Below are 26,376 nucleotides of genomic sequence, written 5' to 3'. Positions count from 1 at the left end.
TGTATCAGCCGTTGCGCTGATAGATGATCTTCTTGGTGCCGCCGTCGCAACTGCCGACGACCATGCTTTGATCCTGAACGTCGTCGTTGGGCACGATTTCCAGGGTGTAGCTGGGCACGTTGTTGGCCTGGATCTTCACTTCGATTTCCTGCTTGAGCGCTTCGCAGGGCTTGGGCGCGGCCAGTGCGCCGCCAGCCATGAGCATCAGGGCCAGGGCGGGGATCAGTCGTTGCATCGATTGTACCTCCGGCGTTGGGCGAAACCTGTGCAGGTTGGACTGGCAATTTGCCCTGCAGTTCTAGCAGGCCGTTGAAAAAAGCCAGAGCCCGCGTGGCTCTGGCAAAATGGCGGCCATCCTCTTCTGCCGAAGCCAGCCCAAGCCGATGCGTGGACTCGACCTCAAACAAAACGAGCTGTTCAGTTATACGACGCTGGAGCAGCGCATCCCGAACGATCACCCGCTGCGTCCCCTGCGAGGCCTGGTCGATACCGTTCTGGCTTCGATGGATCGGGACTTCGACGGGCTGTACTCCACCCTGGGACGGGCCTCGATTGCGCCGGAGCGGCTGCTGCGCGCCTCGTTGCTGCAGGTGATTTACACCATTCGCTCCGAGCGGCAGTTGGTCGAGCAGATTGATTTCAACCTGCTGTTTCGCTGGTTCGTCGGCTTGTCGATGGACGAGCGCATGTGGGATCACTCGACCTTCAGCCAGAACCGTGACCGCTTGTTCAACCAGGATGTAGCGCGGCTGTTCTTCCAGCGCATCAAGTCGCTGGCCGCATGGTCCGAGTACGCCAGCAACGAGCATTTCAGCGTCGATGGCACGCTGATCGACGCCTGGGCCTCGCACAAGTCCTTTATCAAGAAGGATGGCGGCGACCCACCGGAGGATGGCACGCGCAACCCCGATGCCGACTTCAAGGGCGAGAAGCGCAGCAACGCGACCCACCAATCGACCAGCGATCCCGAGGCCCGGCTGGCGCGCAAGAGCAATGGCGATGCCAGTCGTCTGGCGCACATGGCCCACACGATGATGGAGCACCGCAACGGTCTGATCGTGGATGTGGAATGCACCGAGTTCAATGGACGTGCCGAGGTAGAGGCGGCGCTGGAGATGCTGGAGCGCACGGCCAAGCCGGGCAGCACGGTAGGTGCAGACAAGAATTACGACCAGAAGCGTTTCGTGCAGAGGGCGCGCGAGCTGAAAGTGACACCGTATGTGGCGCAGAAGCGCAAGGGCAGCGCCATCGATGGGCGCACCACGCGGCATCCGGGGTATGCCGCCAGCCAGAAGATCCGCAAGCGGATCGAAGAAGGTTTTGGCTGGCTGAAGACGGTTGGCGGCCTGCGCAAGACCAAGCTGATCGGTCGCGCCAAGCTGAGTGCTCAGTTATTGCTGGGTTTCTCGGTCTACAACCTGATCCGACTGGGTAGCCTGTCGGGTTGGTGGCGAGGATCGCATGTATAGGGCGAGTTACGCCCAAAAAACGCCGAAAGGCGTGAACGTGGTGCTGAAACCTGTCAAAAAGGCCTGAAGTCAGGCCTTGTGTGGACTCCGTTAGGCCAAAGCGCTTGAAAAAGCGCCAAACCGGACGGGTTGGGGCAGTTGAAGCCGAGTTTTTCAACGGCCTGCTAGTGGTGCCGCATCAGGTCTTCCAGCTTGGTCTGACGCGCTGCCTGTGGCAGCCGACCTAGCGCGGCGACGGCCGCGTAGAACGCCCGCCAGTCCCGGCCTTGCTCCTCGAATAGCGCAGCGAAAGCTGGCACCCACTGGTCATAGAGGCCGAAGGGCAGCAGCTTGGCGTTGTTCAACGGGCTTTCGATCCAGGCGTCATAGCGGCCCTGACCTCCCCATTGTTGGCGTATGGCGCGGTAGTCGTGGCGCAGGCGCTCGAATTCGGCCAGCTTGGCGGCGCGCATGGCATGCTCCGGCAGGTCGCTGGCATAGAGCTGCTTCAGGCGCTCGCGGCTGGCCAGTACCAGTTCGATGAACTGCTGGCGCTGGTGGTCATCGCCGGCTGGCGGTGCTTCACCACGGGCTGCGTGCCACTGCCGCAGGCCTTCGCGCTCGACGAAGGTGGCGAAGGATTCATTGAAGGCGGTATCACCCGGCAGGTAATACTGCTGGTGCGCCAGTTCGTGGAAGATCACTGCGATAAAGCGCGCGTCGCTCCAGCGCAGCATGGTGTTGAGCAGCGGGTCGTCGAACCAGCCCAGGGTCGAGTAAGCCTCGACGCCGCCGACGTAGGTGTCCAGCCCTTGCTGGCGCAATAGCGCGGCCGCGCCCCGCGCTCGGCCTTGCTGGTAGTAGCCACGGTAGGCGACGCAGCCGGCAATGGGGAAACAGTGCAGTTCGGGCTCCAGAGAGAACTCCGGGGTGGCGAAGACGTTCCACACCACGAAGGGACGCTCCAGGTCGGCATACAGGCGATAGCTGCGGTTCTCAGGTAGCTGCAACTGCGTGCTGGCGAAGTCCCGCGCCTGCTGACTCAGCGCCAGGCGCCTGGCCAGATCGGGGGCGGTCGCCGGGTCTTCGAGCAGGCGCTGTACGGGCTCGCGGGCATGCAAGAGTTGCCACTGGCCCTGGACGAGGTGGGCGTAATAGTCAATCGTCGAGCAAGCGCTCAGCAGCAGGCTGAGCAGGGGAACCGCCATACGGCGCAGCAGGTCTGTAGCGAAGGTGTCGGGCATGGCGTCACGCTAGCTGATCGCACGGTTTGTCTCCAGCCCCTGCGCCTCGGCTTTGCCGGTCTGCGGGTGTAGGCTGGTGGCCGAACCCTTGTCGGAGGTTGTCATGCGTGCCTTGCTTCTCGCTCCCGCACTGCTGCTGCTCGGAGCCTGCGCTTCGCCCCTGCCCGAGCCTGACTCGCAACAGGCCTGGGTCGAGCTGTATTCCACGGCCGATACCCTGCTGATGGCCGACCGCCTGGATGGCAAGCGCTGGCCAGATGGTCGCTATTTTCAGGTAACGCCCGGCCAGCATGAGTTGCAGACGCGCTTTCAGTTCGAGGTGCGTGGCGGGGGTGGTCTCGGCATGATGAGCGAGCCGCTGCGCATGACCTGCGAGATTCGCCTGCGTTATGACGACTTCGTGGCGGGGCAGCGTTATCGCATCGAGGCGCGTCAGCAACTGATGAAGGCGCAGGCCTGGCTGTATGACGAGCAGCGCAACGTTGTGGCGCGTGGCGAGGTGCGGCGCTGCGGCACGGCGATCTGAGCGGCGGACGTGCTGCGCTGCGCACACGCTCGACGGGTCAGGGGCTTTGCAGCTCGGCAAGGATGTCGAAGGCATGCAGGCGGTCGGCGAAGTCGTACAGGTCGCAGGTGAAAATCAACTCGTCCGCCTCGGTCTGCTCCAGCAACTGCTCCAGGCGCTGGCGTACGGTCTGCGGTCCGCCAATGGCAGCCAGACCAAGAAACTCACTGACCGCCTGACGCTCATGGGGTAACCACAGGCCCTCCATGCTCGCTACCGGCGCGCGCTGCACCAGGCTCTGGCCACGGATCAGCGCGAGAATGCGCTGGAACGCCGATGTAGCCAGGTACTGCGCCTGTTCGTCGCTGTCGGCTGCGAGCAACGGTACGCCAAGCATCACGTAGGGTTTGTCGAGTACGGCTGACGGACTGAAGTGGTTGCGGTAGGTGCGGATGGCCTCGTGCATGTAGCGCGGGGCGAAGTGCGAGGCAAATGCGTAGGGCAGGCCTTTCATGCCGGCCAGCTGGGCGCTGAACAGGCTGGAGCCGAGCAGCCAGATCGGCACGTGGGTGCCGGTGCCCGGCATGGCGATCACCCTTTGGCCTGCCTGGCGTGGGCCGAGGTAGGCCTGCAGTTCCTCGACATCATTGGGGAAGTCGTCGGCGCTGCCATCGCGACTGCGGCGCAGGGCGTGGGCGGTGTATTGATCGGCGCCAGGTGCGCGACCCAGGCCCAGCTCGATGCGGCCCGGATACAGCGTGGCGAGCGTGCCGAATTGTTCGGCGATCACCAGCGGCGCATGGTTGGGCAGCATCACTCCACCGGAACCGAGGCGGATTTTCGACGTGCCGGCGGCCAGGTAGCCGAGCAATACCGAAGTGGCGGAACTGGCGATGCCGTCCATGTTGTGGTGTTCGGCCACCCAGAAGCGCTCGAAGCCAAGACGCTCGACATGCCGGGCCAGTGCCAGCGAATTGTGCAGCGCCTGGGCAGCGTCGCCATCGTCGCGAATCGGCGCCAGATCGAGGGTGGAGAGCTTGATCGAGGCCAGTCGGCTCATGGGGGGAGTCTCCTCGTTGCATGGCCGGCCACTTTAACTTCCCGGCTCAGGTCGCACACGCCACGCGGCGGCATAGTCATCATCGACAGGACTGATGCAAGGCTGGGATGGATATGCTTGTGCGCTCACACAAGCAGTTACCAGCGGCTCGACAAGAAGGCGTGCATATTCGTCCTGAGCGGTTAGACTTCCCTCCCTGACGCCGCTCACAAGGCGCGCTCGCTCAAAATAACAGAGAAAGGAGATATCCCATGAAAGGCAAATCCTTGGCATGGGTCCTGTCTGCCGCGCTTGCGGGTACTGCCCTGAGTGGCACAGCACAGGCCGAAGAAAAGTTCGTCACCATCGGTACCGGCGGTCAGACCGGCGTGTATTACGTGGCGGGTCAGTCCATCTGCCGCTTCCTCAACCGTGGCTCGGCCGAGCACGGCATCAAGTGCAACGCTCCGGCCAGTGGCGGCGGCGTGGCCAATGTGAACGGCATTCGCAGTGGCGAATTCAACTTCGGCATCATGCAGTCCGACCACCAGTACAAGGCGCTGAATGGTGCTGCACCGTTCGCCGCTGAAGGTGCAATGAGCGATCTGCGCGCGGTGTTCTCGCTGCAGAGCGAAGTGTTCACCATCCTCGCTCGTCGCGATGCCAACATCAAAAGCTTCGATGACCTCAAGGGCAAGCGCGTCAACGTCGGCAACCCGGGTTCCGGCCAGCGTGACACCCTGGAGGAGATCATGGCCGTCAAAGGCTGGGATCGTTCCGCCTTTGCCCTGGCTGCCGAGCTGAAGCCAGCCGAGCAGGCCAGCGCCCTGGGTGACAACAACATCGATGCCATGACCTATTTCGTCGGTCACCCCAATGGCGCGATCCAGGAAGCCACCACCACCACCGACGCCGTGCTGGTGCCGGTGACCGGCGCCGAGATCGACAAGCTGCTGGCCGAGAAGAGCTACTACACCAAGGCGGATATCCCGGGTGGCCTGTACAAGGGCAACGATCAGCCGACGCCGTCCATCGGTGGCAAGGCCGTGCTGTCCACCAGCGCCCAGGCGGATCCGGAAGTGGTCTACCAACTGGTCAAGTCGGTATTCGAGAATATCGACCGCTTCAAGCGTCTGCACCCGGCCTTCGCTGACCTGAAGGAAGCCGACATGATCAAGGTCGGTCTGACTGCCCCGCTGCACGAGGGCGCCGAGCGTTACTACAAGGAACGCGGCTGGCTGTAAGCCTTCGGCCCTGTCGATCCCGACGCAGGGCTTACGGGTGATGCGCAGCGAGCGCATTGCCCGATTCGCTTCTAGTGTTAAGCAAACCCGTAGGCTGCGGCCTGCGGGTTTTGCCGTTTTCGTTTACTCAAATGCAGGTTCGCCCCATGCATGACAAGCAACTGTCCACCGAAGAACTGATTGCCCAGGACGTCGGCGCGCGTTCGCCCGTCGGTCTGATGGCCCAGGTGATTACTGGCCTGGCGCTGCTCTGGTCGCTGTTCCAGCTGTGGATCGCTTCGCCGCTGCCATTCATTTTCGGCGTTGGTGTGTTCAACGATACCCAGACCCGCGCCATTCACCTGGCCTTTGCCCTGCTGCTGGCGTTTCTCGCCTATCCGGCGTTCAAGCGCTCACCGCGTGATCGTGTGCCGCTGCTGGATATCGCTCTGGGCCTGGTCGCCGCGGCCAGTGCCGCCTACCTGTTCATCTTCTATCAGCAACTGGCGCTGCGCCCCGGCAGCCTGACCACGGGTGACCTGGTCACCGCCTGCATCGGTATCCCCCTGTTGCTGGAGGCCACACGCCGTGCGCTTGGCCCACCTCTGGCGATCATCGCCCTGGTGTTTCTCATCTACAGCCTGGCAGGCCCTTACATGCCGGGCCTGCTGGCGCATCGCGGGGTCAGCTTCAATGCCCTGGCCAACCACCAGTGGATCACCACCGAAGGCGTATTCGGCATCGCCCTGGGGGTGTCCACCAGCTTCGTGTTCCTCTTCGTGTTGTTCGGTGCATTGCTCGAGCGCGCCGGTGCCGGCCATTACTTCATCCAGTTGGCGTTCAGCCTGCTCGGCCACTTCCGGGGTGGCCCGGCCAAGGCGGCGGTACTGGCGTCGGGCCTGACCGGGATGATTTCCGGCTCGTCGATCGCCAACGTGGTGACCACCGGTACCTTCACCATTCCGATGATGAAACGCACCGGCTTCTCTTCGGAGAAGGCCGGCGCGGTGGAAGTGGCCTCTTCGGTCAACGGCCAGATCATGCCGCCGGTGATGGGGGCTGCAGCCTTCCTGATGGTCGAGTACATCGGCATGCCGTATGTGGAGATCATCAAGCATGCCTTCCTGCCTGCAGCGATTTCCTATATCGCGCTGCTCTATATCGTTCACCTCGAGGCGCTCAAGCTCGGCCTGCAGCCTATCGGCAGCGCCCAGCCCAAGCCCTGGCTGCGCCGCCTGACCGGCTTCGCCTTCGGTGCGGCACTGATCAGTGGTCTGTCGCTGGCCGTCTACTACGGCCTCGGCTGGCTCAAGCCGGCACTTGGCGAATATGCCTTGCCGGTCATCGGTGTTCTGCTCGCGGTGGTCTACCTGGCGCTGCTGAAAGTCGCCGCCAGCGTACCGGTGTTGCCGCCGGAAGACCCCAACGCACCGCTGGAAGAGCTGCCGCAGACCCGCGCCGTGCTGCTCTCGGGCCTGCACTTCCTGCTGCCGGTGGTGGTGCTGGTCTGGTGCCTGATGATCGAGCGCCTGTCTCCCGGCCTGTCGGCCTTCTGGGGCGGCGTGATGCTGGTCATCATCCTGCTCACCCAGCGCCCGCTGCTGAGCTGGATGCGTCGCGATGGCAGCCATGACCATGGCACCTTCATCGATGGCGTGATCGACCTGCGCGAAGGCCTGATCGCCGGTGCGCGCAACATGATCGGCATCGGTATCGCCACGGCAGCGGCCGGCATCATCGTCGGTGCGGTGTCGCAGACCGGCGTCGGTCTGGTGCTGGCGGATCTGGTCGAGTTGCTGTCGATGGGCAACCTGCTGCTGATGCTGGTGCTAGTGGCGGTGTTCAGCCTGATCCTGGGCATGGGCCTGCCCACCACCGCCAACTACATCGTGGTGTCCAGCCTGCTGGCGCCGGTGGTGGTGGCGCTGGGGCAGCAGAACGGCCTGATCGTGCCGCTGATCGCGGTACACCTGTTCGTCTTCTACTTCGGCATCATGGCCGACGTGACGCCGCCAGTGGGGCTGGCCTCGTTTGCGGCGGCGGCGGTGTCCAAGGGTGACCCGATCAAGACCGGTATCGTGGCCTTCTTCTACAGCCTGCGCACCGCCGCGCTGCCGTTCCTGTTCATCTTCAACACCGACCTGCTGTTGATCGACGTCGACTTCTGGCATGGGGTGATCATCTTCATCGTGGCGACGGTGGCGATGCTGATCTTCGCCGCCGGCACCCAGGGCTTCTTCCTGGTGCGCAGCCGCTGGTACGAAAGCCTGCTGCTGTTGCTGGTGGCCTTCACCCTGTTCCGCCCCGGCTTCTGGATGGACATGCTGCACGACCCCTATCAGGACGTGCCGCCCGCCCAGATGGCCCAGGCACTCGATGGCGTGGAAGATGGTAGTGCGCTGCGTCTGCGCATTCTCGGCGAGAACGCCGTGGGCGATCCGCGCGAGTTCACCGTGCTGCTGCCGGTGCCTGATGGTGCCAGCGGAGAGGAGCGTTTGCAGAAGCTCGGCCTGGCCCTCTACGAAGAGGGCGACAAGGTGCTGGTGGACAACGTCACCTTCGGCAGCCTGGCCGCCGATGCCGGTCTGGAGTTCGACCAGCAGATCCTCAACGTGCGGGCACCGACCGACCGCTGGATGAAGGAGCTGATGTGGATTCCGGGGCTGGCCCTGTTCGGCCTGATTGTGCTGCTGCAGCGTCGCCGGATGGTCGCGCAGGCCGCATAACGTAGTCTGGCAACTGACAACAAGGCAGCTTCGGCTGCCTTGTTCGTTTATTGATCATGCGTCCATTTGCGTAGGCGCGGCGCCCCACCGCGAACCTGGGCGACGCAGAATCAGAAGCTTCGCCCCGGGGCGGGGCTCCTACACAAGAGGAGATTTGCGAAACCTGTCTGACAGGTATTGAGCTTCGGCTGCCTTGTGCGTTTATGCGCGCCTGCCAGGTTGTTAGACTCGCCGCCCTGACCACTCAGACAACAAGGACGCAGCCAGCATGTCGACGCCGCGCGTGCATTACCCCTGGTACAAGAAGGAAGACACCGACGCGTTCTTCGCCCTGTTCCAGAACAACATCGCCAACTTCGTGATCATCGCCATCAGCATGCTGGGCATGGGCTTTCCCGCCGAGATCGTCTTCGGTCAGGTGCTGCCCGGTGCGGCAGTGGCGGTGATGGCCGGTAACTTCTACTACGCCTGGAGCGCTGCGCGCCTGGCGCGCAAGGAGAACCGCGCCGATGTCACCGCATTGTCCTACGGCATCAGCACGCCGGTGATGTTCGTCTTTCTGTTCGGGGTGCTGCTGCCGGCCAAGACCCTCACCGGTGACGCCGAGATGGCCTGGAAGGTGGCGGTGGCGGCCTGTTTCGTCAGCGGCCTGATCGAAGCCGCCTGTGGCCTGGTCGGTGGCTGGATGCAGCGTCACCTGCCGCGCCCGGCGCTGCTCGGAGCCGTGGCGGGCGTAGCGCTGACCTTCATCGCCGGCGAGATGCTGTTCAAGGCACTGGAGATTCCGATGATCGGCCTGCTGGTGCTGGCCATCACCATCGTCGGTCTGGTGGCGCGGGTGAGCATGCCGTTCCGCCTGCCGGCTTCGCTGTTCGCCATCGTCATCGGCACGGCCATGGCCTACATGATCGGCGCCACTGATGACAGCACGTTCAGCGACGCCTTCACCCACCTGGGTTTCTATCCGCTGGTGCCGAGCATGGCCTGGTTCGAGGGCATGGGCCTGCTGTTCACCACACTGTTGGCGCTGGTGACGGTGATTCTGCCGATCACCCTGTACAACGCCATCGAGACGATCAACAACGTCGAAGCCATGAGTGCGGTCGGCGACCGCTACAACGTTGGCGAATGCCAGGCGGTGGATGGCTTCGGTACGGTGCTCGGTGCGCTGTTTGGTGGCGTGTTCCCGACCACCGTGTACATCGCCACCGTGGGCTCGAAATGGATGGGCGCCGGGCGTGGCTACAGCCTGCTCAACGGCGCGGTGTACATTCTCGCCACCCTGTTTGGCCTGATCGCCTTCATCGCCGCGCTGATTCCGGTGTCGGTGGTGGCGCCGATTCTGGTGTTCGTCGGCATGTCGATGATCGCCACCGCGTTCAACAGCAATCAGGCGCGCTACTACCCGGCGGTAGCCCTGGCGATGCTGCCGTATTTTGCCAACTACCTGATGACGCGCTTCAGCCGGGGCGCTCCGGAGGTGGTCGAGGGCATTTCCAGCGCCATCGGCGCGCTGGGTCAGGGCGCCATGTTCAGTGCCATCCTGCTCGGCGCCATGACGGTGGCGGTGATCGACCGGCAGTTCCGCCGGGCCACGGTGTTTGCCCTGATCGCTGCGGGCATGGCCTTCGTCGGCCTGATGCATGCACCGAAACTGGCCTGGTATGCCGCGCCGGACTTCGTTCACGGCTACCTGCTGATGGCGCTGTTCTTCGCCTGGTATGCCTGGCGCGGGGTGGAGCCGGCCGCGCCGGAGCGGGTGAGCAGCGCCGACTGAAGGCGCTGACCATCGGTGCCGCTCAGCCGTCGCGCAGCACCTTGAGCTCGGCGTCGTCGGCGGAGAAGCCGCGTTCGAGTTTGAACTTGAGGCTCAGGTCGGTACGCGAGTCGGCGAACTTGAGTGCTTCGGCCAGGCTGATGCGCCCGGCTTCGAGCAGTGCGAACAGGTGCTGGTCGAAGGTCTGCAGGCCTTGTTCGGAGGCGCGCGCCGTGGCCTCGCGCAACTCCTCCAGCTCGTCGCGCTGGATCAGGTCGCGGATATAGGGCGTACCGAGCATCAGCTCCACGGCTGCCACGCGCTTCTGGGCGATACCTGGCACCAGACGTTGGCCAATGACCGCCAGCAGGTTGTGCGCCACATCGGCCAGCACCTGCTTGCGTGCATCGTCGGGGAAGAAGCGGGCGATCCGCTCGATGGCGTGGCTGCTGCTGGTGGCGTGCAGCGTGGCGACGCACAGGTGGCCGGTTTCGGCGTAGTGCAGGGCATGCTGCATGGTGGCGGCGTCGCGGATTTCGCCAAGCATGATCACGTCCGGCGCCTCACGCAGCACGTTGCGCAGGGCATCAGCGAAGCTGTGGGTATCCAGGCCGACTTCACGCTGGTCGATGATCGAGCGCTGGTGGCTGTGGAGAAACTCGATGGGGTCTTCGATGCAGACGATATGCCCGCTCTTGTGGCGGTTGCGAAAATCCAGCATCGCCGCCAGGGTGGTGGACTTGCCCGAGCCTGCCGCGCCAGTGACCAGGATCAGCCCGCGATCCTGCATGGCCAGCTTTTCCAGCATCTTCGGCAGACCGAGCGCCTCGAAGCCGGGAATCTCGCTCTTGATCAGGCGCACCACCATGGCCACTTCGCCACGCTGATAGTAGACGTTGACTCGATAGCGCCCGGCGCCCTGTAGGCTGACGGCCAGGTTCATCTCCAGGTCGCGTTCGAACTCGGCGATCTGCTTCTGCGTCATCAACTGATAGGCCAGTTGCTGTACGTCACCGGCCTTCATGATGCGCTGGCCCACCGGCTGACTGTGCCCTTCGACCTTCATGTGCGGCGGGGCGCCGACGCTGAAGAACAGATCCGAACCGCCGTGCTGGTGCATCAACTGCAGGTAGGGGAAAACATCGGGCTGGTCGTGGGCGCTGGATTCATTCATTGGCATGTCTTGGCTCATTCGTGTTGCAGCAAGGATAGCCGTACGTTTCAAGAGAACGGAGCGAATTGTCGCCCAATATAGCCTGTCTGCACTGGACAGCCGTGCTGCCCAGAGCAAGAGTCAATGTGCCGGAGCATGAAGGCGATTGCACGCCACTGATTGGAGAACGATGGTGGGATCATGGAATGCGGTTCTACTGAGCCTGCTGTTGTGCGTATCCGCGCGAGCTGAGGTGCTACACCTGGCGACGGGCGATGACTATGCGCCATTCACCGGCAAGGCGCTGCCGGGTCAGGGCATGCTCACTCAGGTGGTACGTGCGGCGCTGGCCGAGCAGGGGATGGCCATCACGCTCGACTGGCTGCCCTGGAACCGTGGCTACCTGAAGGCCAGGCGTGTTGAATACGATGCCACCTTTCCCTACATTCGCTCGGCCGAGCGCGAAGCGGAGTTTCTCTACTCGGCGCCCATTTATGTGGCCGAACCATACATCTTCAGCCGGGCCGGTGATCACATCGAACTCGATGATCTGCCCACTATGATCGGCCGGCGACTCTGCTATCCGCTGGGCTGGCAGCCGCCGGCGGCGATCCAGCAAATGGTCGAGCAGGGCGTACTGCGCCGTCATTCTCCACTGGGTCTGCAGGAATGTGCACGGCTGCTGCTGCTCGAACGTGACGACCTGTTCATTGCCGACCGTAACCTGGGAGGCAGTGCTTTGCACAGCGCTGGCGCTGATCTGGCGCAGTTTCACCGGTCACGGGTACCGTTTCAGAGCAGTACGCTGCACTTCATCGTCTCGCGGCAGCATCCGCGTGCTACCGAGTTGATCGAGCGCTTCAATCATGGGCTCGAGGCGCTCAAGGCACGCGGTGAATATCAGCGGCTGATCGAGAGCTACGTGGAGTAGCGCCGGTGCTGGTCAATCAGGCCAAGAACATCATGATCGCCACCAGGCTGCCGGCCGCCAACAGCGTCTGCAGGGTGATGATGCCGGCCATCAGTTGACTGTCGCCGCCGAGCTGGCGGGTCAGCACATAGGCGGTCGGTGCCGTGGGCAGGGCGAAGAACAGCACTAGCACGGCGCTCTCCATGGCCGGCAGGGCCAGCGCCCAGGCCACGGCCCAGGCCAGCAGTGGCATCGCCAGCAAGCGCAGGGCGCTGTTCCAGCCCAATGCGGGAATCTCGCCGCTGAGCTGCTCCGGCTTGAGTGCCGCGCCGACGCAGAGCAAACCCAGCGGCAGGCTGGCGGCGGCGAGCAGGCTGAGCAGGCGATCCGTGCCGCCCGGCAAGCCGATGCCCGTGAGGTTGAACAGCGCGCCGCCGACGCAAGCGAGGATCAGCGGATTCTTGATGATCGGCAGCAGCAGGCTGCGTGCGCTGACACCGCGCTCGGCAGTCAGTGACCATACCGACAGCACGTTCACCGTCGGTACCATCAGGGCCAGCATCAGTGCGGCGAGGGTCAGCCCCTCCTGACCGAACAGGCTGCCCACCGCCGCCAGGCCCAGGTAGGTGTTGAAGCGCAGGATACCCTGGGTGAAGGCGCCAAAGCGTCCTGCCGGCCAACCGCGCAGGTGCCGTACCAGCAGCAGCGCCAGCCAGGCGATGCCCAGACCGAGCAGTACCGCCAGCGCCAGGCGCGGCAACGCCGGATTGTTCAACGGCGCACGGGCCAGGCTGGAGAACAGCAGGGCAGGGAACAGGATGAAGTAGTTGAGGCGTTCGGCACCGGGCCAGAAGGCTTCGCTGGGGAACTCGCGCAGGCGCAACCAGTAGCCGGCGACTATCATGGCGAACAGCGGCCACAAGGCCAGCAACAGGTCTATCACGGCAACCCCCGGTGGTGGTGAGCGCCTATCTTGGGCAGCGGCGCAGGGCAATGCAAGGCGGAGGCGGGATGACGGTGGAGCATCAGGGCGGCTGCCAGTGTGGTGCACTGCGCTATCGGGTCGATGCGCCGTTGACGGATATCGCCCACTGCCACTGCTCGATCTGCCGACGCAGCAGCGGCGGCATTCTCACCACCTGGGTCACGGTGCCGCGCCAGGCATTTCACTGGCTGCGCGGCACGCCGAAAACTTTCGCCTCATCAGCCAGCTGCATACGCTATTTCTGCGCGGACTGCGGCGCCCATCTAGCACTGTTCACTTCGCTCAGCCCGGATACGCTGGATGTAACCGTGGCCACGCTGGACGAACCGGAGCAAGCCCCGGCGGATCGGCATATCTGGGTGGGCAGCCGGTTGCCCTGGCTGACGGTCGATCCGCAGTTGCCGGAAGAGGATCAGGAGTTGATACCCTAGGGTGTCGACCGTAGCCCGGATGCAATCCGGGACGCTGCTGTTGGAGCGGCGCCCCGCCGCGAATCGTGGCACTACAGGCTCGAAAAGCTTCGCCCCGGGGCGGGGCTCCTACGAACGGCTGCTGCGGAGCTGATTGCCCCGGATTTCATCCGGGCTACTCGATAGGCTAGGGCAACTCCAGGCCGCCACTGGCCTTGTGCAGGGCGCGCAGGTGTGTGCCCAGCGCTATCAGGTTGGCCTCGTTGGCCTCCAGCTCGGCCAGGCGTTCGGGTTGCAGCAGGTTGCGTACTTCACCGTCGAGTTCATCGCTGAGCTGGCGCAGTTGCTGCTGGCGCGCGCGGCTGCTCGCCTCCAGACGCTCCCATTCCTGCTGTTGCGGCAGCCCGTAGCCGCCTTCGAGCAGTTCGGCCGGCCGGCTGAGAAAGCCGCTGTTGGCCAGGATCTGCTCCAGCGCGGCGCCGGCCTTGTTCAGATTTGGATCGCCCGCCGCGCGGCCAGTGAGGTAGCGCCGCTTAAGTTCATCCTGGGCCAGCAGCAATTGCCGGCGCAGTGCGGCCTGTTCCAGCAGTAACAGGGCAGCGCTGGCGCGCAGATCGGCCTGAGCGAACCATTGGCTGCGCGCCGCTGCAGGCTGTTCCAGCCAGGCCTCGACGCTGCCGTGCTGGATCGGCAGGCGCTGGCGCAGCACGGCGAACATGGCCTGGTAACGTTCGCGGAAGGAGTCGAAGCGATAGCCCAGGCGCAGTGCTTCACGTGGCTCATCGAGCACGCGGGTGTCAGCCAGGCCGCGTGCATCCATCAACTCCAGCAGGCCGTTGGGCAGAATGCTGTCCAGCGCCTGCAGGTGCGGATTGCTGGTGCCGCTGCGCAGCAACTTGAGGGTTTCCACCGCGCAGTTGTTGGAGACGAAGTAGTAGTCGCCGTCATAGCTCCAGTGCTGTTCGGCGGCGCGGACTACCAACTGTTCGAGCTCATCGCGCGACAGGCGCAGCGGTACCGAGGCCAGGCTGCGCAGCTCGACCTTGGTGTATTCATCGATCACCTGTTCCAGCGGCAGGACGAACAGACGCGACGGATAGACGCCGGTCAGCCCATCCCAGCTCGACAGCTGCACATCGCCGACGAAGGCGCGATAGGACAGCACCAGATGGTGGTCGAGATCCAGGCGACAATCCGGGCCGCGCGGTCGGCCCGGTGCGCAGACCACCAGGCGCAGCATGCTGTGCCCCCAGCGGCTCATCCAGGCATCGTTGGCTTCAGCGAGCAGGTAGTCGACCTCGTATACGCGCTCGGGGTCGAGCCGGCCCAGCGGCTGCAGGGCAAAGTCGCGCCCGGCGTTGAGGTAGGGATAGTCGTTGCTGCAGTGTTCGCTGGGCGGCGTCCAGTCGAAGTGTTCGCGGAAATAGCGCGCCAGCGAGGGGCGACGGCAGGCGTAGCTGGGGTCGAGCAGAAAGTATTCGAGGTTGACCGCAACGAATTCCAGCGGGTTGCTCAGCTCGTAGCTGTCCGGGCTGCGGGCGACCTGGCCGTTGTCCAGATCGCGTGCGCCACGCTGGCCAACCCGTTGCTGCCAGCCGGCCAGGTCGAGCAGGCGCGGGTCGTCGCTGAGGGTGAAGCGGCGTTCGCTCTGGCCACGGCAATCCTCCGGCAACCCGACCAGGCCCAGCGAGCGGGCGTGCTGGCGGCAGCGGCTGATGTGGCGACGCTCGGCCGCAGGCCACAGGCGTGCACGGTCGTAGAGGTGGGTCAGTTCATGCAGCAGGGTGGCCAGCAGTTCCTGGCGCTGGGTGCCGTGCGGGCGACTGGTCTGGTTACGTGCCGCCGAGCCATCGACCAGTTTCGGCAGCAGTTCGGCGTTAAGCTCGATGCCGCTGAAGCGTCCGACCTGGCCGTAGACCTCCGGGGGCAGTCCGGCACGCCAGCTGACCCTGACTTCACGGTCCAGTTGCTCGATGAAGCGCGGCGGCAAGGCAGCCATTGCTTCATCCAGCAGTGACTGGCTGGCCTGGCGTTGCTCAGCGTCGAGGGCGCTGTCGTCCAGCGCCAGGCGCAACTGCGCCTGGGCGACGCCTGCGGCGCATGCCAGCAGCGCGCCACAACACCAGGCGAGCAGATGGGTCACAGGGCGAGAATGGCTTCGGCCAGTTGCAGGTCGCTGGCGCTCTGTGCTTCGGGCAGTTGCTGGCGAATGCTCTGCAGCGCAGCTTCCAATTGTGCACCGCGAATTTCACCGGCGCTGGCGACGAAGCTGGCGGCGTCGTCACGGGCCTGTACCACGGCTTTTATGTCGCGAATCGAGGTGGTGGTGTCGGAGGTAAAGTTGATGCTGCGATCCAGGGCACGCACCACGATGTTGCTGGTGGCAACCACGGTTTGCGCCTGGGCGATACCGCTGAACAGGGCGCAGGCGGTGACGGCGATGACGAATGAACGACGCATGGGTAAGACACTCCGAGAACGGCAGAACGGACGATTTGACGTAGGCAGGCCGGCGCGGTTCCCCGCTGCCGGGCAGGTGGGCGAAGTGTACGGGGCGCAGCGCTGACGGTCAGCTACGCGTCATTGGCCAGACGTGTGTAAAGTTTTCACAGGCTGAGAATGGCCTGGGCCAGGGTCAGGTCGTCAGCCGCTGCCAATTCCACAGCGTGACTACGAATCTGCAGCAGGGCCGCTTCGAGTCGGGCACTGCGAATGGCGCCGTTGCTGGCGACGAAGCTGGCGGCATCGTCGCGTGCCGCGCGCAGCTGTTTCATGTCGCGCAACGAGCTGGTCGCGTCCGAGGTGACCTCGACGGTGCCGGCCAGGGCGCCGCCCAGAGTGTCGGTGGTCGCGACCAGGCTGCTGGCGCAGGCGCTGCCTGCTAGGCCGACCGAGAGCAGGGCGGCAATGAGAGATTGCTTCAGGTGCATTGGGATAACTCCGATAGGCGGGTCGCTGTTTTGCGCACCCGCAAATCTTAGCCCAATGGCCCTCGTGGCTCCATTGCTGGCTCAGCGCCAGAAGGGTTTGGCCAGTTCTTCTTCGCGCTGAACGCTGCTGATGCCGGCGTCGGCCAATTGCTCATCGTTGAGCAGGGCGAGCTGTTGGCGGGTGCGTCGGTTGCGTTGCCAGTGACGTAGCCGCGAATAGAGGCTCAGCCAGTGCAGGACGGTACTGTGCTCAGGCTGCGAAAGGGGGCGGTGAATGCGATCCATGGCGTTCTCCTGTCGGGAGACAAGGGGCAGCTCATGATCCCGCACGCGTGCTCAGACGAGCAGATACAAACGAAGGTAATTGTGCGGGAGCAGTGAAGGCCTTATGGCAACTGTACCGCTCTTACGGGTGATGACTGTTGCAGAAAAAACGAAAGCCCCACCGCAGCAGAGACGGTGGAGCTCTCAGAAGATCCCAACTCGGGGATGGAGCAAAGCAGGGTGTCAGCGCCAGAACGGCTTCTGCAGTTCGACGTAACGCTGATTCTCGGTGATACCGGCGTCGGCCAGCAGGCGGGCATCCAGTCGAGCCAGTTGACGACGACTGACGATGCGGCGCTGCCACAGGCTGAGGGTGGCGATCACGCGGAGCGGCCAGGCCGATTTATCGCTGGCAACGCTGTGAGTCTGAAGCTGGGCGGAACTGAGGGTACGTTCCATGGTGGTCATCCTTCCGCTTGTGGCGGGGTATGTGTGCTATCGATGGGCAAATTATTCCAAGCGCAGTCGGGGCCCAGTAGTCACAGCTGGATGAAATTGTTGTGCTATTAGATAGGTTGCTTTGTAACTGTTCGGTCAGGAATCGATGAAACTGTATTGGCCATAAGTGAAAAGACTGGGTGCAACCTTGATTTGCGAGATTTTCAACTGGGTGCAACCCATTAGTGCTGGTCTTTCAAGCGGTACAGTTTCCAATTGATCTGTTGTGCTTGTTGACCTGAATATCAACTTTTTTCCTGGCACCGGAAATGAGAAACCCGGCACATGGCCGGGTTTCCTGTCTGACTGGTCAGGGCTTATTCGACGGCCTTGACCATGTCTTCGATGACCTTCTTGGCATCGCCGAAGACCATCATGGTCTTGTCCATGTAGAACAGTTCGTTATCCAGGCCGGCGTAGCCGCTGGCCATCGAGCGTTTGTTGACGATTACGGTCTTGGCTTTGTAGGCCTCGAGGATCGGCATGCCGGCGATCGGCGACTTCGGATCGTTCTTCGCGGCCGGGTTGACCACGTCGTTGGCGCCGAGCACCAGCACCACGTCGGTCTGGCCGAACTCGGAGTTGATGTCCTCCATCTCGAACACCTGTTCGTACGGTACTTCGGCTTCGGCCAGCAGCACGTTCATGTGGCCCGGCATGCGCCCGGCAACCGGGTGGATCGCGTACTTAACAGTCACGCCACGGTGGGTCAGTTTCTCGGCCAGTTCCATCAATGCATGCTGGGCACGGGCCACCGCCAGACCGTAACCGGGGACGATGACCACGGTGTCGGCGTTGGTCAGCAGGAAGGCGGCGTCGTCGCTGGAGCCCGACTTCACGTTGCGTTCCTGCTGCGCGCCACCGGCGCCGCCGGCGTCGGCATCGGCGCCGAAGCCGCCGAGGATGACGTTGAAGAACGAACGGTTCATCGCCTTGCACATGATGTACGAGAGGATGGCGCCCGAAGAGCCGACCAGCGAACCGGCGACGATCAGCATCGAGTTGTTCAGCGAGAAGCCGATACCGGCGGCCGCCCAGCCCGAGTAGCTGTTGAGCATCGACACCACCACCGGCATGTCGGCACCGCCGATGGGGATGATGATCAGCACGCCGATGACGAACGCCAGCGCCACCAGGATGGCGAAGGCGGTAATGTCGCCGGTGAAGGTGTAGTACAGGCCCAGGCCGAGAATCGCCAGGCCGATCACCAGATTGACCAGGTGCTGACCCTTGAACACCACGGGCGCGCCTTGGAACAGGCGGAACTTGTACTTGCCCGACAGCTTGCCGAAGGCGATCACCGATCCGGAGAAGGTGATGGCACCAATGGCGGCGCCGAGGAACAGCTCCAGGCGGTTGCCGGATGGAATCGCATCACCCAGCGCAGCGACGATACCCAGCGACTGCGGCTCGACCACGGCGGCAATGGCGATGAACACGGCGGCCAGGCCGATCATGCTGTGCATGAAGGCGACCAGCTCCGGCATCTTGGTCATCTCGACGCGCTTGGCCATGAGGGTGCCGACACTACCGCCGACCAACAGGCCGACGATAACGAAGCCCAGGCCTTGTACGGCCAGTTCGCTGCCGAGCTTGTAGATCAGGCCGACGGTGGTCAGTACGGCGATGGCCATGCCGATCATGCCGAACAGGTTGCCGCGTCGCGACGTGGTTGGGTGCGACAGGCCCTTGAGCGCCTGGATAAAGCACACCGAGGCGACGAGGTAGAGAACAGTGATCAGGTTCATGCTCATGGTCAGTGCTTCTCCACCTGGGCTTTCGGTGCTTTCTTCTTGAACATTTCCAGCATGCGTCGGGTGACCAGGAAGCCACCGAACACGTTCACTGCTGCCAGCGCCACGGCCAGGGTGCCCATGGCCTTGCCCAGCGGCGTGACGGTGAGCGCGGCGGCCAGCATGGCGCCGACGATCACAATGGCGGAAATGGCGTTGGTCACGGCCATCAGCGGGGTGTGCAGGGCCGGGGTGACGTTCCACACCACGTGGTAGCCGACATAGATGGCCAGCACGAAGATGATCAGGTTGTAGATGCCGTCGGAAATCAGATCCATGTCCCTACTCCTTAGCCGTTCTTGCGCACGACTTCGCCGGCATTGCACATCAGGCAGGCCGCGACGATGTCGTCTTCGAGGTTGAGCTGGAACTGGCCTTCCTTGTCGATCACGAGCTTGAGGAAGTCCAGCAGGTTGCGTGCATACAGCGCGGAAGCATCCGCCGGCACCAGTGCCGCCAGGTTGGTATGGCCGACGAGGGTCACGCCATGCTTGACCACCACCTGATCGGCTTCGGTCAGCGGGCAGTTGCCGCCTTGCGCTGCGGCCAGATCGATGACCACGGAGCCCGGCTTCATCTCTTGCACAGTGGCTTCGTGTAGCAGGGTGGGTGCCTTGCGACCCGGAATAAGCGCCGTGGTGATGACGATGTCGGCCTGCTTGGCGCGTTCGTGCACGGCCTTGGCTTGGCGCTCCATCCAGGACTGCGGCATCGGTCGGGCATAGCCGCCCACGCCTTGCGCGCACTCGCGCTCTTCATCGGTCTCGAACGGTACGTCGACGAACTTGGCGCCGAGCGATTCGATCTGCTCCTTAACCGCAGGGCGCACGTCGGAGGCCTCGATCACCGCCCCCAGGCGCTTGGCCGTGGCGATGGCCTGCAGCCCGGCAACACCGGCGCCGAGAATCAGCACACGGGCGGCCTTAACGGTGCCGGCGGCGGTCATCAACATGGGCATGAAGCGTGGGTAGTGGTTGGCGGCGAGCATCACGGCCTTGTAGCCGGCGATGTTGGCCTGCGAACTCAGCACGTCCAGGCTCTGTGCGCGGGAGGTGCGCGGCGCGGCCTCTAGGGCGAAGGCGGTGATGCCACGGACGTTGAGGCGCGCGATGGTGTCGTTGCAGAACGGATTCAGCATGCCGACCAGTACGGCGCCGCTCCTCATATGAGCCAGTTCGGCATCGGTCGGCGCGACCACCTTCAGCACCAGGTCGGCGCCCAAAGCGGCTGCATCATTGCCAATGCTTGCGCCAGCAGCCTCGTAAGCGCTGTCCGGAATGCTGGCGCTGACGCCGGCACCGGCCTGTACGGTCACCTGATGACCTTGGCCGACCAGCTTCTTGATGGTCTCTGGGGTCGCGGCAACCCGCGTCTCCCCGGCATGGGTTTCGAGAGGAACACCGATGTGCACTTCTAATCTCCTGCGTGATCTTTTTGGTGAACCGGTGCACTGCGCTGGCGCGCCGGCGATTGGGGATCAGCACATAACCCGCCGGAAAGTGGCGAGCGCGGCGATTGTGCAATCGAATGCAAACCCTTACAAGAAGTTATGGAGTAAAAAAAATGCATTACTACAAGTAATGAGTCCATGAGGGATTTTTATACTGCGCGCACCCCGCGTGGATTCTGGCTAAAAGCCGATAAAGCGCTGCCTGTAGGGGCGCCCAGGCATTCATGGCGAGAATGACCGCTGGTCGACTGGTGTTGGGTGTGGAAGGTAATGCACAGACTGCTCGAAATAGCCCTATGGCCCGAAAGTAGTAGCGTTGGTGTACTTTTTTGGCAGATGCCCTTGTAGCGTGACCTATTTATTGCTACCGGTCTTTATTTGTTCTTTTTCGCTTGTCTGGCGTTAATTATGGCGTTTTCTGTTTTTCGGTCACTGCTGTTGGTAGGCGTAGGCCTCGCTCAGTAGCCAGTCCCGAAAAGCCTTGAGCGCTGCGGACTCGGCTTTGCGCTCCGGCACCATCAGGTGATAGGCACGGTCATTGTTCGTCAGGGCGTTGTCGAGGGCGACTATCAGGCTACCTTCTTCAAGCTCCCGCTGAATCAGGAAGGGCGGTATCAGCGCGATACCCATCTCGTGCCTGGCTGCCTGGGCCAACATGGAAAACAACTCCAGGCGTGGGCCGGTCATGTCGCGGGCGACACTCATGCCCTGCGCGGCGAACCATTGGCGCCAGGCATAGGGGCGAGTGGTCTGCTGCAGCAGCGGCAGTGTGGCGATGTGCTCGGCTGTGAACGGTTCATTGCCCAGCAGTGCCGGGCTGCAGACTGGCAGCAGGTGCTCGTGCATCAGAAAGTGAGCTTCGGTGCCCGACCATTCGGCATCGCCGTAGTAGATGGCAGCATCGAAATGGGTGTCGGCGAACAGGAAGGGGCGTGTGCGGTTGGTCAGGTGCACCGTCACCTCGGGGTGCAACTGCTGAAAGACGCGCAGGCGCGGCAGTAACCACTGCGTACCGAAAGTTGGTACCACGGCCAGCTCGATGCTGGTTGTGCCCTGGTTGCCCATCAGCGCCAGGGTATCGCGCTCAACGGCATCGAGTTGCGCCGCAACCTTGCGGCTATAGGCGACGCCGGCCTCGGTCAGCACCACACCGCGCCGGGAGCGGCGGAACAGTTCGACATTGAGGAAGCTTTCCAGCCCGCCAATCTGCCTGCAGATCGCGCTTTGCGTGAGGCTGAGTTCGTCGGCTGCCTTGGTGAAGCTCTGGTGGCGTGCGGCCGACTCGAAGGCCACGAGTGCAGCGGTGCTGGGGATCTTTCGGCGCATCTATGCGTAAGCCTCACTCATAATTGGTTAATCTTTCCGATTAAGCTATCTCGAAGTGAGTAAAAAGCACAGGTCTGTGCAAATTCTGCGTTTGTCCTGCCTGCCAACTCAGCCTAGGATCATCGTCATGTAGGGTCGGCTAAACCGACCGCTCACTTCACTGCTTCGAGGTTTCCGCAATGGCCAAGGCAAGCTTCAACTGGATCGACCCGCTACTGCTCGATCAGCAACTGACCGAAGAAGAGCGCATGGTGCGTGATAGCGCCCAGCAGTTCGCCAATGATAAGTTGGCGCCGCGCGTGCTGGAGGCTTTCCGCCATGAGCAGACCGATCCGAAGATTTTCCGTGAGATGGGTGAAACCGGTCTGCTCGGGGCGACCATTCCTGAGGCTTACGGTGGCAGTGGCCTGAACTATGTGTGCTACGGCCTGATCGCCCGTGAGGTTGAGCGCATCGACTCTGGCTACCGCTCGATGATGAGCGTGCAGTCGTCGCTGGTGATGGTGCCGATCAACGAGTTTGGCAGTGAGGCGACCAAGCAGAAGTACCTGCCCAAGCTGGCGAGTGGCGAATATATCGGCTGCTTCGGTCTGACCGAGCCGGACCATGGTTCCGATCCGGGCTCCATGGTGACCCGTGCCAAGAAGGTCGACGGCGGCTATCGCCTCACGGGCAGCAAGATGTGGATTACCAACAGCCCGATCGCCGATGTCTTCGTCGTCTGGGCCAAGGACGATGCCGGCGAGATTCGCGGTTTCGTACTGGAGAAAGGCTGGCAAGGGCTTTCTGCTCCGGCGATTCACGGCAAGGTCGGCCTGCGCGCCTCGATCACGGGTGAGATCGTCATGGACAACGTGTTCTGCCCCGAAGAGAACGCATTCCCCGATGTGCGCGGTCTGCGTGGCCCGTTCACCTGCCTGAACTCTGCTCGCTACGGTATCAGCTGGGGCGCGCTGGGTGCTGCCGAGTTCTGCTGGCACACCGCTCGCCAATACGTACTCGACCGTAAGCAGTTCGGTCGCCCCCTGGCGGCCAATCAACTGATTCAGAAGAAGCTGGCCGATATGCAGACCGAGATCACCCTGGCCCTGCAAGGTTGCCTGCGTCTGGGGCGGATGAAGGACGAAGGCAGCGCCGCCGTGGAAATCACCTCGATCATGAAGCGCAACAGCTGCGGCAAGGCGCTGGATGTCGCCCGTATGGCGCGCGACATGCTGGGGGGTAATGGCATCAGCGACGAGTTTGGTATCGCCCGTCACCTGGTCAACCTCGAGGTGGTCAACACCTACGAGGGTACGCATGACGTGCATGCGTTGATCCTCGGTCGTGCGCAGACCGGTATCCAGGCGTTCTTCTAATAAAAGGGTGCGCGTGGCGTACCCTACGGAGTTCTTATGGCTGGCGCCCTTTCCCATATCCGCGTGCTCGATCTGTCCCGAGTCCTGGCCGGCCCCTGGTGTGGGCAGATCCTGGGTGATCTGGGCGCCGAGGTGATCAAGGTCGAGCGACCAGGCAGCGGGGATGACACCCGGCATTGGGGGCCTCCTTATATAAAGGATGCCGAGGGTAATGATTCGCGTGAGGCGGCCTACTTCCAGAGCGCCAACCGCAACAAGCAGTCAGTGACCCTGGATTTCACCCAGCCCGAAGGCCAACGCCTGGTACGTGAGCTGGTTGCGCAGTGCGATGTATTACTGGAGAACTTCAAGGTGGGCGGGCTGGCCGCCTACGGCCTGGACTACGAATCACTGAAAGCGATCAATCCGCGTCTGATTTATTGCTCCATCACCGGCTTCGGTCAGACCGGGCCCTATGCCAAGCGTGCCGGCTACGATTTCATGATCCAGGGGCTGGGTGGCTTGATGAGCCTGACCGGTCGCCCGGAAGGGGAAGAAGGCGCAGGGCCGATGAAGGTCGGTGTAGCGCTGACCGATATCCTCACCGGGCTCTACGCCACCGTGGGTGTGTTGGCGGCACTGAATCAGCGTGAGCAATCGGGCATCGGTCAACATATCGATGTGGCCTTGCTCGATGTGCAGGTTGCCTGCCTGGCCAACCAGGCCATGAACTACCTGACGACAGGTCTATCACCCAGGCGTCTGGGTAACGCCCATCCCAATATCGTGCCTTATCAGGATTTCCCCAGTGCCGATGGCAACTTCATCCTGGCAGTGGGCAATGATGGTCAGTTCCGCAAGTTCTGCGAGGTCGCGGGCATTGCGCAGCTTGCCGATGATCCCCGTTTCGCCAGCAACAAGGCGCGGGTCGCGCATCGCGCCGAGCTGATCCCATTGTTGCGTCAGGCCACGGTATTCAAGACCACGGCACAGTGGATCGAGTTGCTGGAAAAGGCAGGGGTGCCCTGCGGGCCGATCAACGATCTGCAACAGGTCTTCGCCGATCCTCAGGTGCAGGCGCGTGGTCTGCGTTTCGACCTGCCCAATGCCCTGGGTAGCACGACACCGCAAGTCGCCAGTCCGCTGCGGCTATCGGAAACGCCGGTGGCTTATCATTCGGCGCCTCCCTTGCTTGGGCAGCATACCGATGCTCTCCTGCGTAACCTGTTGGGTATGAGCGATGCGCAGGTAGCCCAATTGCGTGAGGCGGGCGTGATTTGAGTCTGCCATTTTGTCTTCTATATAGAAGGGGAATGGCTTCCACCCTTTTTCTGCGTTTTTTTTGCATATCAGGGGTTTACAGCACGCTGGGCTCATGTAGAATGCGCGCCTCGCTGAGACGAACCCAGGTTCGACGAAGCGCTAAGTTGTTGAGATAGAAAGAAAATTTCTTCAAAAACAACTTGACGAAGTAAAGAGGTGCTGTAGAATTCGCGCCTCACCGAAGCGGAAGAGATGAAGCTGAGGTTGTTTCAAGTGGTTGAGTAGAAAGAAGTTTCTCCTGAAACAAAATCGAAAAACAGCTTGACAGATAGAAAGGCTGCTGTAGAATGCGCGGCCTCGGTTGAGACGAAAGGCTTAACGAACTGTTCTTTAACAACTGAATCAAGCAATTCGTGTGGGTGCTTGTGAGGTAAGACTGATAGTCAACTGATTATCAGCATCACAAAGCAACACTCGTTAATTCGAGAGTTACCTTTCATTAATTTGAAAGTTTTGCGATTGCTGAGCCAAGTTTAGGGTTTTCTCAAAACCCAAGCAGTATTGAACTGAAGAGTTTGATCATGGCTCAGATTGAACGCTGGCGGCAGGCCTAACACATGCAAGTCGAGCGGATGACGGGAGCTTGCTCCCTGATTTAGCGGCGGACGGGTGAGTAATGCCTAGGAATCTGCCTGGTAGTGGGGGATAACGTTCCGAAAGGAACGCTAATACCGCATACGTCCTACGGGAGAAAGCAGGGGACCTTCGGGCCTTGCGCTATCAGATGAGCCTAGGTCGGATTAGCTAGTTGGTGAGGTAAAGGCTCACCAAGGCGACGATCCGTAACTGGTCTGAGAGGATGATCAGTCACACTGGAACTGAGACACGGTCCAGACTCCTACGGGAGGCAGCAGTGGGGAATATTGGACAATGGGCGAAAGCCTGATCCAGCCATGCCGCGTGTGTGAAGAAGGTCTTCGGATTGTAAAGCACTTTAAGTTGGGAGGAAGGGCATTAACCTAATACGTTAGTGTTTTGACGTTACCGACAGAATAAGCACCGGCTAACTTCGTGCCAGCAGCCGCGGTAATACGAAGGGTGCAAGCGTTAATCGGAATTACTGGGCGTAAAGCGCGCGTAGGTGGTTCAGTAAGTTGGATGTGAAATCCCCGGGCTCAACCTGGGAACTGCATCCAAAACTGCTGAGCTAGAGTACGGTAGAGGGTGGTGGAATTTCCTGTGTAGCGGTGAAATGCGTAGATATAGGAAGGAACACCAGTGGCGAAGGCGACCACCTGGACTGATACTGACACTGAGGTGCGAAAGCGTGGGGAGCAAACAGGATTAGATACCCTGGTAGTCCACGCCGTAAACGATGTCAACTAGCCGTTGGAATCCTTGAGATTTTAGTGGCGCAGCTAACGCATTAAGTTGACCGCCTGGGGAGTACGGCCGCAAGGTTAAAACTCAAATGAATTGACGGGGGCCCGCACAAGCGGTGGAGCATGTGGTTTAATTCGAAGCAACGCGAAGAACCTTACCTGGCCTTGACATGCTGAGAACTTTCCAGAGATGGATTGGTGCCTTCGGGAACTCAGACACAGGTGCTGCATGGCTGTCGTCAGCTCGTGTCGTGAGATGTTGGGTTAAGTCCCGTAACGAGCGCAACCCTTGTCCTTAGTTACCAGCACCTCGGGTGGGCACTCTAAGGAGACTGCCGGTGACAAACCGGAGGAAGGTGGGGATGACGTCAAGTCATCATGGCCCTTACGGCCAGGGCTACACACGTGCTACAATGGTCGGTACAAAGGGTTGCCAAGCCGCGAGGTGGAGCTAATCCCATAAAACCGATCGTAGTCCGGATCGCAGTCTGCAACTCGACTGCGTGAAGTCGGAATCGCTAGTAATCGTGAATCAGAATGTCACGGTGAATACGTTCCCGGGCCTTGTACACACCGCCCGTCACACCATGGGAGTGGGTTGCTCCAGAAGTAGCTAGTCTAACCTTCGGGGGGACGGTTACCACGGAGTGATTCATGACTGGGGTGAAGTCGTAACAAGGTAGCCGTAGGGGAACCTGCGGCTGGATCACCTCCTTAATCGAAGACATCAGCTT

The 26,376-nt window shown here is 62.1% G+C and carries 23 protein-coding genes and 1 rRNA gene; 10 read left to right on the top strand and 14 right to left on the bottom strand.

All coding sequences use genetic code 11. From position 1 onward, the window contains the following. Nucleotides 1-4: 4 nt before the first annotated feature. Complete coding sequence (locus tag J7655_RS00205) at nt 5-235, bottom strand: DUF1161 domain-containing protein (RefSeq protein WP_230926041.1); 231 nt, start codon at nt 233-235, stop codon at nt 5-7. 148 nt (nt 236-383) lie between these two features. Here J7655_RS00205 and J7655_RS00200 point away from each other — a divergent pair, with 148 nt between their 5' ends. Continuing rightward, nucleotides 384-1,469, top strand: coding sequence for an IS5-like element ISPst12 family transposase (locus tag J7655_RS00200; protein WP_230927638.1), 1,086 nt, complete (start codon nt 384-386; stop codon nt 1,467-1,469). A 164-nt stretch (nt 1,470-1,633) separates the two neighbouring features. Here the strand turns inward: J7655_RS00200 and J7655_RS00195 are convergent, their stop codons facing one another. Continuing rightward, entirely contained in the window at nt 1,634-2,692 is a 1,059-nt protein-coding gene (locus J7655_RS00195; protein ID WP_230926040.1) for an aminopeptidase, read from the bottom strand. Between the two features lie 103 nt (nt 2,693-2,795). On the opposite strand from J7655_RS00195, the gene J7655_RS00190 reads away from it, so the two are divergent. Continuing rightward, on the top strand, nt 2,796-3,218 hold the full coding sequence (locus J7655_RS00190; RefSeq protein WP_230926039.1) for a PA0061/PA0062 family lipoprotein: 423 nt from the start codon (nt 2,796-2,798) through the stop codon (nt 3,216-3,218). Between the two features lie 37 nt (nt 3,219-3,255). Here the strand turns inward: J7655_RS00190 and J7655_RS00185 are convergent, their stop codons facing one another. Further along, nucleotides 3,256-4,257 carry an LLM class flavin-dependent oxidoreductase gene (locus J7655_RS00185; protein ID WP_230926038.1) on the bottom strand — a complete coding sequence of 334 codons (1,002 nt, stop codon included), beginning with the start codon at nt 4,255-4,257 and terminating at the stop codon, nt 3,256-3,258. Between the two features lie 251 nt (nt 4,258-4,508). On the opposite strand from J7655_RS00185, the gene J7655_RS00180 reads away from it, so the two are divergent. The 3 genes from J7655_RS00180 (at nt 4,509) to J7655_RS00170 (ending at nt 9,962) form a co-directional block, all read left to right on the top strand. Beyond that, on the top strand, nt 4,509-5,480 hold the full coding sequence (locus J7655_RS00180; protein WP_230926037.1) for a TAXI family TRAP transporter solute-binding subunit: 972 nt from the start codon (nt 4,509-4,511) through the stop codon (nt 5,478-5,480). Nucleotides 5,481-5,626: 146 nt separating this feature from the next. After that, nucleotides 5,627-8,185 carry a TRAP transporter permease gene (locus J7655_RS00175; protein WP_230926036.1) on the top strand — a complete coding sequence of 853 codons (2,559 nt, stop codon included), beginning with the start codon at nt 5,627-5,629 and terminating at the stop codon, nt 8,183-8,185. A 268-nt stretch (nt 8,186-8,453) separates the two neighbouring features. Beyond that, nucleotides 8,454-9,962 carry an NCS2 family permease gene (locus J7655_RS00170; RefSeq protein WP_230926035.1) on the top strand — a complete coding sequence of 503 codons (1,509 nt, stop codon included), beginning with the start codon at nt 8,454-8,456 and terminating at the stop codon, nt 9,960-9,962. 22 nt (nt 9,963-9,984) lie between these two features. Here the strand turns inward: J7655_RS00170 and J7655_RS00165 are convergent, their stop codons facing one another. Then, nucleotides 9,985-11,115 (bottom strand): PilT/PilU family type 4a pilus ATPase, encoded by a 1,131-nt coding sequence (locus tag J7655_RS00165; protein ID WP_230927637.1) that lies wholly within the window; start codon nt 11,113-11,115, stop codon nt 9,985-9,987. 169 nt (nt 11,116-11,284) lie between these two features. Here J7655_RS00165 and J7655_RS00160 point away from each other — a divergent pair, with 169 nt between their 5' ends. Then, complete coding sequence (locus J7655_RS00160; protein WP_230926034.1) at nt 11,285-12,025, top strand: substrate-binding periplasmic protein; 741 nt, start codon at nt 11,285-11,287, stop codon at nt 12,023-12,025. Nucleotides 12,026-12,041: 16 nt separating this feature from the next. On the opposite strand, the gene J7655_RS00155 is transcribed toward J7655_RS00160, so the two are convergent. After that, the gene (locus tag J7655_RS00155; RefSeq protein ID WP_230927636.1) at nt 12,042-12,908 is read right to left on the bottom strand and encodes an AEC family transporter; all 867 of its coding nucleotides are present in this window, start codon (nt 12,906-12,908) and stop codon (nt 12,042-12,044) included. 107 nt (nt 12,909-13,015) lie between these two features. On the opposite strand from J7655_RS00155, the gene J7655_RS00150 reads away from it, so the two are divergent. Next, nucleotides 13,016-13,420, top strand: coding sequence for a GFA family protein (locus J7655_RS00150; RefSeq protein WP_230926033.1), 405 nt, complete (start codon nt 13,016-13,018; stop codon nt 13,418-13,420). A 166-nt stretch (nt 13,421-13,586) separates the two neighbouring features. Here J7655_RS00150 and J7655_RS00145 read toward each other — a convergent pair whose 3' ends face one another. The 9 genes from J7655_RS00145 to J7655_RS00105 all read right to left on the bottom strand — a co-directional run bounded on the left by J7655_RS00145 (nt 13,587) and on the right by J7655_RS00105 (nt 21,660). Further along, nucleotides 13,587-15,542 carry a DUF7844 domain-containing protein gene (locus J7655_RS00145; RefSeq protein ID WP_230926032.1) on the bottom strand — a complete coding sequence of 652 codons (1,956 nt, stop codon included), beginning with the start codon at nt 15,540-15,542 and terminating at the stop codon, nt 13,587-13,589. Further along, on the bottom strand, nt 15,539-15,859 hold the full coding sequence (locus J7655_RS00140) for a DUF2388 domain-containing protein (RefSeq protein WP_230926031.1): 321 nt from the start codon (nt 15,857-15,859) through the stop codon (nt 15,539-15,541). The genes J7655_RS00145 and J7655_RS00140 overlap by 4 nt, the downstream gene beginning before the upstream one ends. A gap of 146 nt (nt 15,860-16,005) precedes the next feature. After that, nucleotides 16,006-16,329, bottom strand: a complete 324-nt coding sequence (locus tag J7655_RS00135; protein WP_230926030.1) for a DUF2388 domain-containing protein — start codon at nt 16,327-16,329, stop codon at nt 16,006-16,008. An 81-nt stretch (nt 16,330-16,410) separates the two neighbouring features. Further along, nucleotides 16,411-16,614: a DUF1127 domain-containing protein gene (locus tag J7655_RS00130; protein WP_230926029.1), complete on the bottom strand. Its 204-nt coding sequence runs from the start codon at nt 16,612-16,614 to the stop codon at nt 16,411-16,413. 222 nt (nt 16,615-16,836) lie between these two features. Further along, a complete protein-coding gene (locus tag J7655_RS00125; protein WP_092378774.1) occupies nt 16,837-17,052 on the bottom strand; it encodes a DUF1127 domain-containing protein in 216 nt (71 codons plus the stop codon). Nucleotides 17,053-17,408: 356 nt separating this feature from the next. Further along, nucleotides 17,409-18,845: an NAD(P)(+) transhydrogenase (Re/Si-specific) subunit beta gene (locus J7655_RS00120; protein ID WP_230926028.1), complete on the bottom strand. Its 1,437-nt coding sequence runs from the start codon at nt 18,843-18,845 to the stop codon at nt 17,409-17,411. A gap of 2 nt (nt 18,846-18,847) precedes the next feature. Next, nucleotides 18,848-19,162, bottom strand: coding sequence for an NAD(P) transhydrogenase subunit alpha part 2 (locus J7655_RS00115; RefSeq protein WP_013717799.1), 315 nt, complete (start codon nt 19,160-19,162; stop codon nt 18,848-18,850). 11 nt (nt 19,163-19,173) lie between these two features. Further along, on the bottom strand, nt 19,174-20,295 hold the full coding sequence (locus J7655_RS00110; RefSeq protein WP_230926027.1) for a Re/Si-specific NAD(P)(+) transhydrogenase subunit alpha: 1,122 nt from the start codon (nt 20,293-20,295) through the stop codon (nt 19,174-19,176). Nucleotides 20,296-20,763: 468 nt separating this feature from the next. Next, the gene (locus tag J7655_RS00105; RefSeq protein ID WP_230926026.1) at nt 20,764-21,660 is read right to left on the bottom strand and encodes a LysR substrate-binding domain-containing protein; all 897 of its coding nucleotides are present in this window, start codon (nt 21,658-21,660) and stop codon (nt 20,764-20,766) included. 179 nt (nt 21,661-21,839) lie between these two features. On the opposite strand from J7655_RS00105, the gene J7655_RS00100 reads away from it, so the two are divergent. From J7655_RS00100 to J7655_RS00090, 3 genes are all read left to right on the top strand, one after another. After that, the gene (locus J7655_RS00100; protein WP_230926025.1) at nt 21,840-23,018 is read left to right on the top strand and encodes an acyl-CoA dehydrogenase; all 1,179 of its coding nucleotides are present in this window, start codon (nt 21,840-21,842) and stop codon (nt 23,016-23,018) included. Between the two features lie 36 nt (nt 23,019-23,054). Continuing rightward, nucleotides 23,055-24,278, top strand: coding sequence for a CaiB/BaiF CoA transferase family protein (locus J7655_RS00095; RefSeq protein WP_230926024.1), 1,224 nt, complete (start codon nt 23,055-23,057; stop codon nt 24,276-24,278). 545 nt (nt 24,279-24,823) lie between these two features. Then, a 16S ribosomal RNA gene (locus J7655_RS00090) occupies nt 24,824-26,359 on the top strand. Nucleotides 26,360-26,376: the final 17 nt, after the last annotated feature.

The organism is Pseudomonas wenzhouensis (assembly GCF_021029445.1).
In the GTDB taxonomy this organism is placed as follows: Bacteria; Pseudomonadota; Gammaproteobacteria; order Pseudomonadales; family Pseudomonadaceae; genus Aquipseudomonas; species Aquipseudomonas wenzhouensis.
This window is presented reverse-complemented; position numbering and strand designations above follow the sequence as displayed.

Coding starts and splice junctions, on each gene's coding strand:
- J7655_RS00185 (WP_230926038.1), bottom strand. CDS start 4,257: ATGAGCCGACTGGCCTCGATCAAGCTCTCCACCCTCGATCTGGCGCCG.
- J7655_RS00125 (WP_092378774.1), bottom strand. CDS start 17,052: ATGGAACGTACCCTCAGTTCCGCCCAGCTTCAGACTCACAGCGTTGCC.
- J7655_RS00155 (WP_230927636.1), bottom strand. CDS start 12,908: ATGATAGTCGCCGGCTACTGGTTGCGCCTGCGCGAGTTCCCCAGCGAA.
- J7655_RS00175 (WP_230926036.1), top strand. CDS start 5,627: ATGCATGACAAGCAACTGTCCACCGAAGAACTGATTGCCCAGGACGTC.
- J7655_RS00140 (WP_230926031.1), bottom strand. CDS start 15,859: ATGCGTCGTTCATTCGTCATCGCCGTCACCGCCTGCGCCCTGTTCAGC.
- J7655_RS00095 (WP_230926024.1), top strand. CDS start 23,055: ATGGCTGGCGCCCTTTCCCATATCCGCGTGCTCGATCTGTCCCGAGTC.
- J7655_RS00135 (WP_230926030.1), bottom strand. CDS start 16,329: ATGCACCTGAAGCAATCTCTCATTGCCGCCCTGCTCTCGGTCGGCCTA.
- J7655_RS00165 (WP_230927637.1), bottom strand. CDS start 11,115: ATGAATGAATCCAGCGCCCACGACCAGCCCGATGTTTTCCCCTACCTG.
- J7655_RS00115 (WP_013717799.1), bottom strand. CDS start 19,162: ATGGATCTGATTTCCGACGGCATCTACAACCTGATCATCTTCGTGCTG.
- J7655_RS00190 (WP_230926039.1), top strand. CDS start 2,796: ATGCGTGCCTTGCTTCTCGCTCCCGCACTGCTGCTGCTCGGAGCCTGC.
- J7655_RS00120 (WP_230926028.1), bottom strand. CDS start 18,845: ATGAGCATGAACCTGATCACTGTTCTCTACCTCGTCGCCTCGGTGTGC.
- J7655_RS00160 (WP_230926034.1), top strand. CDS start 11,285: ATGGTGGGATCATGGAATGCGGTTCTACTGAGCCTGCTGTTGTGCGTA.
- J7655_RS00205 (WP_230926041.1), bottom strand. CDS start 235: ATGCAACGACTGATCCCCGCCCTGGCCCTGATGCTCATGGCTGGCGGC.
- J7655_RS00180 (WP_230926037.1), top strand. CDS start 4,509: ATGAAAGGCAAATCCTTGGCATGGGTCCTGTCTGCCGCGCTTGCGGGT.
- J7655_RS00170 (WP_230926035.1), top strand. CDS start 8,454: ATGTCGACGCCGCGCGTGCATTACCCCTGGTACAAGAAGGAAGACACC.
- J7655_RS00195 (WP_230926040.1), bottom strand. CDS start 2,692: ATGCCCGACACCTTCGCTACAGACCTGCTGCGCCGTATGGCGGTTCCC.
- J7655_RS00150 (WP_230926033.1), top strand. CDS start 13,016: ATGACGGTGGAGCATCAGGGCGGCTGCCAGTGTGGTGCACTGCGCTAT.
- J7655_RS00130 (WP_230926029.1), bottom strand. CDS start 16,614: ATGGATCGCATTCACCGCCCCCTTTCGCAGCCTGAGCACAGTACCGTC.
- J7655_RS00200 (WP_230927638.1), top strand. CDS start 384: ATGCGTGGACTCGACCTCAAACAAAACGAGCTGTTCAGTTATACGACG.
- J7655_RS00100 (WP_230926025.1), top strand. CDS start 21,840: ATGGCCAAGGCAAGCTTCAACTGGATCGACCCGCTACTGCTCGATCAG.
- J7655_RS00105 (WP_230926026.1), bottom strand. CDS start 21,660: ATGCGCCGAAAGATCCCCAGCACCGCTGCACTCGTGGCCTTCGAGTCG.